Origin of the sequence: Actinomyces sp. MRS3W, from assembly GCF_032465695.1 — a bacterium.
Taxonomy (GTDB): Bacteria; Actinomycetota; Actinomycetes; order Actinomycetales; family Actinomycetaceae; genus Actinomyces.
In genome coordinates this window covers 1-11855 of the sequence record NZ_JAWDJJ010000102.1, presented here as the reverse complement: position 1 = coordinate 11855, position 11855 = coordinate 1, and the positions used below count along the sequence as shown (strand labels likewise).

General features: G+C 69.0%; 9 protein-coding genes. 8 read left to right on the top strand and 1 reads right to left on the bottom strand.

Annotation, left to right across the window (positions count from 1 at the left end):
- A partial coding sequence (locus tag RWX45_RS03240; RefSeq protein ID WP_316022343.1) for a four-carbon acid sugar kinase family protein occupies positions 1 to 564 on the bottom strand: 564 nt, incomplete at its 3' end.
- 326 nt (positions 565 to 890) lie between these two features.
- On the opposite strand from RWX45_RS03240, the gene RWX45_RS03235 reads away from it, so the two are divergent.
- The 8 genes from RWX45_RS03235 to RWX45_RS03200 form a co-directional block, all read left to right on the top strand.
- Complete coding sequence (locus tag RWX45_RS03235) at positions 891 to 1970, top strand: isocitrate/isopropylmalate dehydrogenase family protein (RefSeq protein WP_316022342.1); 1080 nt, start codon at positions 891 to 893, stop codon at positions 1968 to 1970.
- Positions 1967 to 2644 (top strand): hypothetical protein, encoded by a 678-nt coding sequence (locus RWX45_RS03230; RefSeq protein ID WP_316022341.1) that lies wholly within the window; start codon positions 1967 to 1969, stop codon positions 2642 to 2644. The genes RWX45_RS03235 and RWX45_RS03230 overlap by 4 nt, the downstream gene beginning before the upstream one ends.
- The gene (locus tag RWX45_RS03225) at positions 2637 to 3269 is read left to right on the top strand and encodes an aldolase (RefSeq protein ID WP_316022340.1); all 633 of its coding nucleotides are present in this window, start codon (positions 2637 to 2639) and stop codon (positions 3267 to 3269) included. Before RWX45_RS03230 ends, RWX45_RS03225 begins: the two co-directional genes overlap by 8 nt.
- Before the next feature lie 42 nt (positions 3270 to 3311).
- Entirely contained in the window at positions 3312 to 4106 is a 795-nt protein-coding gene (locus RWX45_RS03220; RefSeq protein ID WP_316022339.1) for a FadR/GntR family transcriptional regulator, read from the top strand.
- An 81-nt stretch (positions 4107 to 4187) separates the two neighbouring features.
- Complete coding sequence (valS, locus tag RWX45_RS03215) at positions 4188 to 7001, top strand: valine--tRNA ligase (protein WP_316022338.1); 2814 nt, start codon at positions 4188 to 4190, stop codon at positions 6999 to 7001.
- 118 nt (positions 7002 to 7119) lie between these two features.
- Complete coding sequence (locus tag RWX45_RS03210; protein WP_316022337.1) at positions 7120 to 9009, top strand: AMP-dependent synthetase/ligase; 1890 nt, start codon at positions 7120 to 7122, stop codon at positions 9007 to 9009.
- Positions 9010 to 9178: 169 nt separating this feature from the next.
- Entirely contained in the window at positions 9179 to 11065 is a 1887-nt protein-coding gene (locus RWX45_RS03205) for an AMP-dependent synthetase/ligase (RefSeq protein ID WP_316022344.1), read from the top strand.
- A 35-nt stretch (positions 11066 to 11100) separates the two neighbouring features.
- Positions 11101 to 11855, top strand: a 755-nt coding sequence (locus RWX45_RS03200; RefSeq protein WP_410050667.1) for an AMP-binding protein, incomplete at its 3' end; no start/stop codon positions are given.

Below are 11855 nucleotides of genomic sequence, written 5' to 3'. Positions count from 1 at the left end.
GGCGTAGACGGCTCGCGGCAGCACATAGGTGGGGTAGGCGCTCTGAGGCGCCATGAGGTCCGGGATCCACGAGCGCGTCATCGGCGTCAGCGGGTGCAGGCGCATGGGGCTGCGCGCCAGCGGGACGCCGTCGACGTAGAGGACTCCCTCATGCGTCGTCCGCCCGTTGGCCGGCAGCGCCGGGCACAAGATGGTCCACGGCGTATGCGTCTGCTCGACGAGCATGTCGGCGATGGGGCCGATGTTGCCCGCGTCGGTGGAGTCGAAGGTTGAGCAGTACTTGTCGTAGATCTGGTGGGCGCCAAGGCTGCGCAGGAGCTCCAGTGCGGCCCGACTCTCGCCCACGGCTTCGGCGGTCTTCTGCGTGCGGCTCTTGAGAGCGACGACGACGACGTCGACGTCCGGGGGCAGGGCAACGTCACGCGCCAGCCCGTTGAGGAGGACGACGTGCGCCCCACCGGCGGCGAGGAACGAGGCCGCGTCGCCGGCGCCAGTGAAGTCGTCGGCGATGACGCCGAGAGCAAGATCCGGCGCGGTGGGTTGGGGCTCCGGCCGTGTTGGCATGGTTCACCTCCCGTGGGGCGGGGCAACATCGCCCCGAGTTGTCAACCAGTTAAACACACTTCCACCAAAGTGGTCACCACTTAGACCCTCAACCAATGCACACACCCTCCCCGCCATCCGAAGCACCGTCGTCATAAACTCGCGTCATACAGCCGTTTATCTCGACTTCATGGCACCTTATAGTGACATATCTCATAGATCGATCGAGACATCTCCACGTCCCGCGCCCTCCCGAATGGTCTACCACTTGGCTACACTGCTCAGGTAGCGGTCGACCACTGGTCGTGCTGGCAGACTGATGACGTACTGACGAAGGAGTGCAGACGATGTCGCACAACTACCACCTGGGAGTGCTTCTGGGAGACGCTATTGGCCCGGAGATCGTGCCGGTCGCGGTCCGGGCCGTCGATGCGGCGATGGAGGCCGCGGGAGCCGGGAAGGTCGAGTGGGAGCAGCTGCCCCTCGGTTTCGAGGCGATTGAGAAGTTCGGCGAGCACACCCCCATGAGCACACTCAAAGCGCTTGAGGCCACCGACGGCTGGCTCCTCGGGCCGCACGACTCCGCGTCCTACCCGGAGCCCCTGCGCTCCACGCTCAACCCGTCCGGCACCATCCGCAAGCACTTCGGCCTATTCGCCAATATCCGCCCGGCGAGGTCCTTCCCCGGTCAAGACTGCGTCAAGCCCGGCACGGACCTCGTCATTGTTCGTGAGAACACGGAGGGCTTCTACGCCGACCGCAACACCTTCCGGGGCACCGGCGAGATGATGCCCACACCCGATATGGCCATCATGCACGGGATCATCACCCGCGAAGGCAGCCGCCGCATCGCCGTCGAAGCATTCACGCTGGCCGAGCAGCGGCGCAAGCACGTGACGATCGTCCACAAGGCCAACGTCCTGCGCATGACCACCGGCCTGTTCCGCGACGTCGCCCGCGAGGTTGCCAAGGATTTCCCCGACGTGACCGTTGACGACTTCCACATCGACGCCATGACCACACACCTTGTGCGCCGGGCCCCCGACTTCGACGTCATCGTCACGGAGAACATGTTCGGTGACATCCTCTCCGACCTCTCCGGTGAGCTCGCGGGTTCGCTCGGGATCGCCCCCTCCCTCAACTCCTCGGCCGACCGCGCGATGGCCCAGGCCTCCCACGGCTCGGCTCCGGATATCGCAGGCCGTGACATCGCCAACCCCATCGCCATGATCGGCTCGGCGGCCATGCTCCTGCGCTGGCTCGGCTCCAAGCACGACGACACGGCCGTTGCCAGGGCCGGAGACCTCATCGACCGTGCGGTCGAGGCCACCGTCACCTCTGGGACCTCCACGCCGGATATGGGCGGCGCCTCCACCTGCTCCGGTTTCGGCGAGGCCCTCGTCGACCAGATCGGATCCCTGGTATGACACGCGCGCCGCGCATCGCCCTCGTCTGCGCCACGGCGGCGGCCGTCGCACCCGCACGTGCTGCGATCCTCGACCAGGCGCCCACGGCCGACGTGTGGACTCTGCTCGACGACCGCCTCTTCACCGATGCCCGCGACGCGCACAGCACGTCCGGCCCCTATGAGGAGCGTTTCCTCGCTCTGCTCACCAACGCCCGCCTCGGAGGAGCCGATGGTGTCCTCGTCACCTGTTCCCTCTTTGGCGCCACGGCCCTGCGAGCGACCTCGGGCTGGGAAATTCCAGTGGGCACGTCCGACGGCGCCGTATTCGCACAGGTGGCGGCCGCAGGCCTGCCCGACATCACCGTCGTCGGCAGCGCCGAGGCGCCCACCACGGACGCCGTCAACCGCCTGCGCGCTCACCTGGCGGACGCCGGTTCGTCCACCCGAGTCGACGGCCGCGCCGTCGACGCCGCGCTGAGCTTCGCCTCCGCGGGGGACGAGGAGGGACTCCTGCACGCGCTTGAGGAGGGCACGGCTCACGTCGCCGGCCCGATCCTGCTCGCCCAGTACTCGCTCGGCCCCGTGGCGGAGCGTCTGTCCCGTGCCCGCGGCGAGACCGTCCTCGCCGGCCCCACGGCCGCCGCGCGGTCCTTGCTTGCGGCCGTCCACCGTTCCGGGAGGACCAATGACTGACGAGCAGGCCGCGCGGGAGCAACTCATCGACGTCGCGCGCCAGATCTCCGCCAAGCAGCTCACCCACGGGCGCACGGGCAATGTCTCCGTGCGCGTGGACGACGGCATCCTCGTCACCCCGACCGGGTCGAGCCTGGCCACCATCACCGCCGCGGAGCTGTCCGTCATCGATGAACGAGGCCGCCACGTGCGCGGTCCCAAGCCCTCGAAGGAGGCCTTCCTCCACGCGGAGGTGATGCGCGCGCGACCCGACGTCGGCGCTGTCATCCACACCCATTCGACATACTGCGTGGCCTTCGCGTGCCGCGCCGATGTGAACCCCGAGGATGTCATCCCCCCGCTGACCGCCTACTACTGCATGCGGGTGGGTCGCCTGCCGCTGCTGAGCTACCACGCGCCCGGCGACCCGTCGCTGGCCCCGCTCGTAGCCGCGACGGCGAAAGACCACCCCGCGTTTCTGTTGGCCAACCACGGCCCCGTCGTCGCCGGTGCAAACCTCGGCTCTGCCCTTGACGCCGTCGAAGAGCTCGAGGCCACGGCCAAGGTGGCGCTCCTGCTCGAGAACCTGCCCACGCGCCCGCTGACGGAGGCCCAGCGCGCCGACCTGGCGCGACGCGGCAGGTAGCCCTGAGTATTCTGAGGTGTCCCTCGGCCGAAGGAGAACACCGTGGACCAGAGCACCCGCTCGATCACTGGCGACGACTCCGCCGCCTCATCAGTGCCCAGCTTCCACTCTCTGCGTGTCGAGGACCCACCGACCACCTCGGCGGAGGTCACACGTGCTCTCATCGACTACATCGTGTCCGGCCAGGTCGGCCCCGGCGACAAACTGCCCTCCGAACGCCAGCTGTGCGAAGCCTTCGGTCTGAGCCGCTCGGTGGTCCGCGAAGGTGTCAAGGCCCTGAGCCTGCTGGGTCTCGTCGATGTGCGTCATGGCGGCGGCACGTACCTCAGGAGCTCGACCTCGGATCTGCTGCCCCAGGTCGTCGAGTGGGGACTCCTCCTGGGCGAGCGCTCCGCGACCGACCTCGTGGAGACCCGCCGCCACCTTGAGGTCATCACCGCAGGCCTTGCCGCCAGGCGCCGCACCGAAGAGGACCTCGCCGAGATCGAGGCCGCCCTCACACGCATCCGCGCGGCGACGACGACCGAGGAGTTCACCGCCGCCGATGTCGCCTTCCACCTCGCCATAGCCCAGGCCAGCGGGAACCACGTACTGGCGAACATGATGAGGTCGATCAGCGCCCTGCTGCGCGTATGGATCCAACGCGTCATGGACGTCGAGGAGAGCTTCGAACCGTCCTACCTCGAGCACGTGCCCGTTCTCGACGCTATCCGGGACCATGACGAGCAGACCGCGGGCGCCGCCATGACCGTCCACATGGCGCGCGCCTCCTCGCGTTTGCTGGCGACCCTGTCCGAGGCCGACAAACGCACCGCGCGGACCGGGGAACCGGCTTAGGCCGGCCCCGTCACCCACCTCACAGCCGTTCTCCCCCGCCCATCGCCGGGCACGACCAGAGCCCATGACACAATCAGGGCCATGTCGCAGACTCCTACCGCCGAGCAGCCAGCCGAGCAGTCTCCCCGGATCCTTCCCTCCGAGCTCCACAGCCCGCGAGTGCCCGAGAGGGTCAACACCGATGGCCTGGAGGAGACCTGGAAGGAGCGCTGGGAGCGCGAGGGCATCTACGCCTTCGACCGCAGTGCACAGCGCCATGAGGTCTTCTCCATCGATACCCCGCCGCCGACCGTCTCCGGCTCCCTCCACGTGGGGCACGTCTTCTCCTACACGCACACCGACACCCTCGCCCGCTTCCAGCGCATGCGCGGTAAGGCCGTGTTCTACCCCATGGGCTGGGACGACAACGGTCTGCCCACCGAACGGCGCGTACAGAACTACTTCGGAGTGCGCTGCGACCCGTCCCTGCCCTACGACCCGGACTTCACACCCCCGCACACCGGAGGCGAGGGCAAGTCCATCAAGGCCCGCGACCAGGTGCCGATCTCGCGCCGCAACTTCGTGGAGTTGTGCGAGCGCCTGACCGCCCTGGACGAGGCCCAGTTCGAGGCTCTGTGGCGCCACCTGGGGCTGAGCGTGGACTGGAAGCAGAACTACCAGACCATCGGCACGCGCGCCCGCAAGGTCGCCCAGACGGCGTTCCTGCGCAACCTGGCCCGCGGAGAGGCCTACCAGGCGCAGGCCCCCGGCCTGTGGGACGTCACCTTCGGCACCGCCGTCGCCCAGGCGGAGATCGAGTCGCGCGAGTACCCGGGCTTCTACCACCGCCTCGCCTTCCACGTCGTCGACCCCGACGCCGCTGCCACCGCCGCCGCTGCGGGCGCCCCCATCGAGACCGGCCCGGGCGGCACCTCCGACGTATGCATCGAAACCACTCGCCCGGAGCTGCTGGCCGCCTGCGTCGCCCTGGTCGCCCACCCCGACGACGAGCGCTACCAGCCGCTGTTCGGCACCACCGTCGCCTCCCCCGTCTTCGGGGTGGAGGTGCCGGTGCTGCCCCACCCGGAGGCGGAAATGGACAAGGGCGCCGGCATCGCCATGTGCTGTACCTTCGGCGACACCACCGACATCGACTGGTGGCGGGACCTGAACCTGCCGCTGCGGGCAATCCTGCGCAAGGATGGACGCATCGAGACCGAGACGCCGGCATGGATCACCACCGAGACGGGCCGGCGCGTCTACGGCGAGATGGCCGGTAAGACCACTTACTCCGCCCGTCAGGTCATGGTGGATGAGCTGCGCGCCTCCGGGGAGATGCGCGGGGAACCCACCAAGACCACGCGGCAAACCAACTTCTTCGAAAAGGGCGACAAGCCGCTGGAGATCGTCACCTCCCGCCAGTGGTACATCCGCAACGGCGGCAAGCCCTGGACCAACCCCGCCTCGGGCAAGGACCTGGCGGCGGAGCTGCTCGAGCGCGGCCAGGAGCTGAGCTTCTACCCCGACTTCATGCGGGTGCGCTACGAGAACTGGGTGGGCGGTCTCAACAATGACTGGCTCATTTCCCGCCAGCGCTTCTTCGGCGTGCCCTTCCCGTTGTGGTACCGGGTGGGCGAAGACGGCGAGGTGGACTACGACGCCGTCATCACCCCCGAGGAGTCCGCCCTGCCGGTGGACCCCTCCAGCGACGTACCCGCCGGTTACACCGAGGACCAGCGCGGTAAGCCCGGTGGCTTCGTCGGCGAGCTGGACATTATGGACACCTGGGCCACCTCCTCCCTGTCCCCGCAGCTGGCCTCGGGCTGGCTGACCGATGCGGACCTGTTCGAGCGCGTCTACCCCATGGACCTGCGTCCTCAGGGCCAGGACATCATCCGCACCTGGCTGTTCACCTCCGTGGTGCGCGCCAACCTGGAGTTCGGGGCCCTGCCGTGGGCCAACGCGGGCCTGTCCGGGTGGATCCTGGATTCCGACCACAAGAAGATGTCCAAGTCCAAGGGCAATGTGGTCACCCCCATGGGCCTGCTGGAGAAGTACGGCTCCGACGCGGTGCGCTACTGGGCGGCCTCGGCCCGTCTGGGATTGGACGCCGCCTTTGAAGAGACGCAGATCAAGATCGGGCGGCGTCTGGCCATCAAGATCCTCAACGCCTCCAAGTTCGCCCTATCCATGGGGATCCCCTGGGACGCCGATGCCGCCGCCAAGGCTGCTGTGCCCGCCCCGAGCCTGGACGCGGCTGACGTCACCGAGCCCATTGACCGGGCCGTGCTGGCGGCACTGGCGGACGTGGTCGACGCTGCCACCACCGCCTTCGAGGGCTTCGAGCACTCCCGCGCCCTGGAGGTGACCGAGTCGCTGTTCTGGACGTTCTGTGACGACTACATCGAGCTCGTCAAGGACCGCGCCAACGACTTCGACGGCTCCCATGACCCGGCGGCCGTGCGCAGCGCGCGTACCACCCTGGCGATTGCCGTGGACACCTTCGTGCGTCTGTTCGCGCCGTTCCTGCCCTTCGCCACCGAGGAGGTGTGGAGCTGGTACCGCACCGGAAGCGTCCACCGCGCCGCCTGGCCGCAGGCCGCGCCGCTGCGTGAGGCGGCCGGCGACGCCGACCGCGCCCTGGTCGACCACGCCGGTGCCGCCCTGGCGGCGCTGCGCAAGGTGAAGTCCGAGGCGAAGACCAGCCAGAAGACGCCGATCCTGTCGGTGCAGCTGGTGGTGCCCGAGGATGCGGTTCTCGCCGTCGAAGCGGTGCGTGCCGATCTGACCCAGGCGGCCAAGGTCACCGGTCCGCTCGTCCTGTCCCCCGCCTCCGGCGAGGCCGCCCCGGTGCGGGTGGCCGCCGTCGAGCTGGGTGAGGCTCCCGCCAAGCCGAATCGCTCCAAGCAGGGCTGACCGGTTGGGCTGAGCCACGCGGGCGCGCGGAGTATCGTGGCAACACATAAGCAAGGCCGAACTGTGCGGACCTCACCCCGGAGGGACCGCTACGTGCGACCTGAGGAAGTAGAGCACGATGACCTCTAGTACCGCCCAGCCCGCCTCAGCCGCGAGTTCCCACACCTCCGCGGCGAGCGTGGGCGCCTTGGAATGGCAGGCGCCCACGCTCATCCGCATCGATGAGCACACCACCATCCCCTCCCTGCTTGAGGCGCGGGTGCGACGCTCCGCCGCCCGCCCCCTCATCGCCCGCAAGCAGGAGATCGGTGACACCTGGCAGACCATGACCGCCCAGGAGTTCTACGACGATGTTCAGGCCACTGCCGCTGGCCTCATCGGCATGGGACTGGACGCGGGCGAGCGGGTGGCGATCATGTCGCGCACCCGGTATGAGTGGACGCTGCTGGACTTCGCCTGCTGGACGGCGGGGCTCGTACCCGTGCCCATCTACGAGACCAGTTCCGCCGAGCAGATCGCCTACGTGTTGCGCGACGCCGACGCCCGCCTCGTGGTCGCCGAAACGATCACCACCGCGGAGCTGGTGCGCGCCGCCGCCCGCTCGCTTGACCGGGAGGAGCTGCCGGTACTGTCCCTGGACACCGGCGCCCTGCACACCATCACCGAGGCCGGCCGCGAGGTGCCGCGCAGCGAGGTGGCCCGCCGCACCGAGGAGCTGACCACGTCGTCCATCTCCACCATCGTCTATACCTCGGGCACCACCGGAGCGCCCAAGGGAACCGTGCTGTCGCACGGCAACTTCACCGACCTGTGCTCCAACGCCCACCTGTGGATGCCGGAGATCGGCATGGGACGTGACTCGCGGCTGCTGCTGTTCCTGCCGCTGGCGCACGTGTTCGCGCGTTTCCTGGAGGTCTTCCAAATCTCCGGGGAGGGCATCATCGGGCACGCCCCCGACACCAAGAACCTGCTGTCGGACCTGGCCTCCTTCCGCCCCTCCTATCTGCTGGTCGTGCCCCGGGTTTTGGAGAAGATCTACAACTCCGCCGACACTCAGGCGGGAGGTGGCAGCGCCCGGAAGATCTTCCGCTGGGCGGCGAAAGTCGCCGTTGACTACTCGCGCGCTACCGACACCGCGGCTGGTCCGTCCCGCAAGCTCCGTGCCCAACGGGCCCTGGCCGACAAGCTCGTCTATCAGCGTATCCGCGCTCTTGTGGGGAATAACGCCGGCTGGATCATTTCCGGCGGCGCCCCGCTGTCAACGCGCCTGGCGCACTTCTACCGGGGCCTGGGTATCCCCGTCCTGGAGGGCTACGGACTGACTGAAACGGTCGGGCCGATCGCGGTCAACACGCCCCGCCTGTCCAAGATCGGCACCGTCGGGCCGCCCCTGCCGCCCATGGCGGTGCGCATCTCCTCAGACGGCGAGATCCTGCTCAAAGGCCCCTCGGTGTTCCAGGGCTACCACCACGACCCGGAGGCGACGGCGGCGGCCTTCACCGAGGACGGCTGGTTCCGCACCGGAGACCTGGGCTCCCTGGATCGAGACGGCTACGTCTCCATCACCGGCCGTGCCAAGGACGTCATCGTCACTGCCGGCGGCAAGAACGTCTCCCCCGCGGCACTGGAAGACTCACTGCGCGGCCACCCGCTCATCAGCCAAGTCGTGGTCGTCGGCGAGCAGCGGCCCTTCGTGGCCGCCCTGGTCACCCTGGACGCCGAAATGCTGCCGGCCTGGCTGCGCTCCCACGATCTGGAGCCCATGTCCGTCGCCCAGGCCGCCACCCACCCGCAGGTGCTGGCGGCGCTCAATCGAGCCGTGGAGCGCGCCAACAAGCATGTGTCCCGGGCCGAGTCGATCCGCAAGATCCGGGTGCTCAACGTCGATTTCACGGAGGCCAACGGGCTGCTCACTCCCTCACTCAAGGTGCGGCGGGGAGCTGCGCTGGAACGCTTCGCACCCGACATTGACGCGCTGTACGGCGGGCCCGCCGGCGTGCAGTCATGAGCACGGCGTCGCCCACCGCCGCGTGGGCTCCCGGGCTTGGTCACCGGAACGCGCTACGGTTCCTGGAGAAAACCTCCAACGTCCGCTCCTGGTTTCGTCGGCCCAACCGACGCGCAACCAGCGACTGACCTGAAAGAATAGTGCGGTGGCCCCACTTTCCTCAGCACCCATGTCCACTGGCGTCCCCTCCACAGCGGGAAGCCCGATCGTCATCGACGGCGTCGCCGTCAGCCCCCTGGTTCAGGAACCGGAGGCGACGTGGACCATCCCGTGGTTGCTGGCCGACCGTATCGCCCGTACCCCCGACTCCACCCTCATCGAGCGCAAGACCCAGCTGGGCAACTCGTGGGTCAAGGTCACGGCGCGTGCCTTCGGCGAGGACGTCGCACGCGTCGCCTCCGGCCTGGTGGGGATGGGGCTGGAGGCCGGGCAGTGCGTGGGCATCATGGCGCACACCTCGTATGAGTGGACGCTGCTGGACATGGCCATCGCCCGCGCCGGATTGGTGTCCGTGCCGATTTATGAGACGGACTCCGCCGAGCAGGTGCAGTGGATTCTCGCCGACGCCGACGTGCGCCTCGCGGTCACCGAAAGCGCCGTGCTCGCCGAGCTGGTGCGGGGGGCCGCTGCCTCCCGTGCGGCTGCCGACCCCAACGCCGCCCCCGTCAAGGTGCTGTCCCTGGACCATGACGCCCTGGCCACCATCGGCGAAGCCGGCCGGGCCGTGCCCCGGGAGGACCTGGAGGCCCGCTCGGCGGCCCTGAGCTGTGACGACGTCTACTCGATCATTTACACCTCCGGCACCACCAGCCGCCCCAAGGGCGTGGAGATCACGCACCGCCAGGCCGCGGGTCTGGGCTGGAACGGGGTGCGGTGGATCCCGGAGTTGCTCAACTCCCCCGATACCCGCCTGCTGCTCTTCCTGCCCTTGGCGCACGCCTACGCCCGCTTCCTGCAGATTCTGGCGATCGCCGGCAACGGCGTGCTCGGCCACACTCCCGACGTCAAGACCCTGCTGCCCGATCTCAAGGGCTTCGCTCCGTCCTATGTCTTGGCCGTCCCCCGGGTGATGGAGAAGATCTACAACGCCGCGGACGCCAAGGCCGGCTCGGGCGCCAAGCTGCGGACCTTCCGCTGGGCGGCGAAGGTGGCGATCCAGTACTCCCGGGCCCTGGACACCGAGGCGGGCCCTTCCCGCCAGCTGCGGGCGGCCCACGCCATCGCCGACCGACTCGTCTACCGCACCATCCGCGCCCTGCTCGGCCCTAACGCCCGTTACGCCATCTCCGGCGGCGGGCCGCTCGGCGAGCGGCTGGGCCACTTCTACCGCGGCATCGGCCTGGTCATCCTGGAGGGCTACGGCCTGACCGAGACGATCGGCCCCACCGCCGTCAACCTCGACATTCTCAACAAGATCGGCACCGTCGGGCCGCCCGTGTGCGGCAACCGGGTGCGCGTGGGCGCCGACGGTGAGCTGGAGGTCACCGGCCTGGGTGTGTTCTCCCGCTACCACAACAACCCGGAGGCGACGGCCGCGGCCTTCACCTCCGACGGCTGGTTCCGCACCGGAGACATCGGGGCGGTCGACGCCGACGGCTGGGTGCGGATCACCGGCCGCAAGAAGGAGCTCATCGTCACCGCCGGCGGCAAGAATGTCTCCCCCAACATCCTCGAGGACCGGTTGCGCGGCCACCCGCTGGTCAGCCAGGTGCTCGTGGTCGGCGACGGCGAGCCCTTCATCTCCGCCCTGGTCACGCTGGACAAGGAGATGCTGCCGCAATGGTTGAGCAACCACAACCTGCCCGAGATGGACGTGGTTGAGGCCTCAACCCACCCACAGGTGCTGGCCGCCCTCGACCGGGCCGTGGCACGCACCAACCGGGCGGTCTCCCGCGCCGAATCGATCCGCACCTACCGGGTGCTCACTTCGGACTTCACCGAGGCCAACGGGCTGCTGACCCCGTCGCTCAAGGTCAAGCGCAACCTGGTCATGGAGACCTACGCCGACACCATCGCCGAGATCTACTCCACCACGAAGAAAGGGCCGCAGGAGTGAGCCAGGACCCCGCAAACCAGGCCGCCGACACCGTCATCACGGCCCCGGGCAGCCCCGCCGCGCCCACGCGCGAGCACAGCACCCCGCTGCTGGTGCCGGCCCACGCCGCCATGACGGCGCCGTGGGCCTTGGCCGAGCGGGTGCGCACCAACCCCGACGGCGCGCTCATCGCCCGTAAGTCCTCCGTCGGCGGCCGTTGGCGCGACATGTCCGCCCGTGCGTTCCGCGAGCAGGTCCGGGAGGTGGCCGCCGGCCTGGTGGCGCTGGGCCTGCAGCCCGGCGACGCGCTGAGCATCATGTCGCACACGTCGTATGAGTGGACGCTGCTGGACTTCGCCGCCTGGGAGGCCGGGCTCGTCGTCGTCCCCATCTACGAGACCTCCTCCGCCGAGCAGGCGCACTGGATTCTCACCGACGCCGCCGTCCGGCTCGTCGTCGTCGAGGACCAGCCCATGGAGACCATGCTCAACGGGCTCATCGCCGCGCACCCGGAGCTGGCCGAGCTGCACGTGCTCAACCTCGCCAAGGAGGCCGTCACCGCGCTCATCACCGCCGGCAAGCGCGTATCTCCCGCCGAGTTGGACGCCCGCAGCGCGCCCCTGACCAGCGCCGACCTGGCCACCATCGTCTACACCTCCGGCACCACCGGCCGTCCCAAGGGCGCCGAGCTCACCCACGGCAACCTCGTCCACCTCTGCCTCAACGCCTGCGCCCACGTCCCTGAGGTGTTGGAGGCCGAGGAGGTGCGCACGCTGCTGTTCCTGCCGCTGGCGCACGTGTTGGGCCGGTT

Coding starts and splice junctions, on each gene's coding strand:
- RWX45_RS03235 (WP_316022342.1), top strand. CDS start 891: ATGTCGCACAACTACCACCTGGGAGTGCTTCTGGGAGACGCTATTGGC.
- RWX45_RS03230 (WP_316022341.1), top strand. CDS start 1,967: ATGACACGCGCGCCGCGCATCGCCCTCGTCTGCGCCACGGCGGCGGCC.
- RWX45_RS03225 (WP_316022340.1), top strand. CDS start 2,637: ATGACTGACGAGCAGGCCGCGCGGGAGCAACTCATCGACGTCGCGCGC.
- valS (WP_316022338.1), top strand. CDS start 4,188: ATGTCGCAGACTCCTACCGCCGAGCAGCCAGCCGAGCAGTCTCCCCGG.
- RWX45_RS03210 (WP_316022337.1), top strand. CDS start 7,120: ATGACCTCTAGTACCGCCCAGCCCGCCTCAGCCGCGAGTTCCCACACC.
- RWX45_RS03205 (WP_316022344.1), top strand. CDS start 9,179: ATGTCCACTGGCGTCCCCTCCACAGCGGGAAGCCCGATCGTCATCGAC.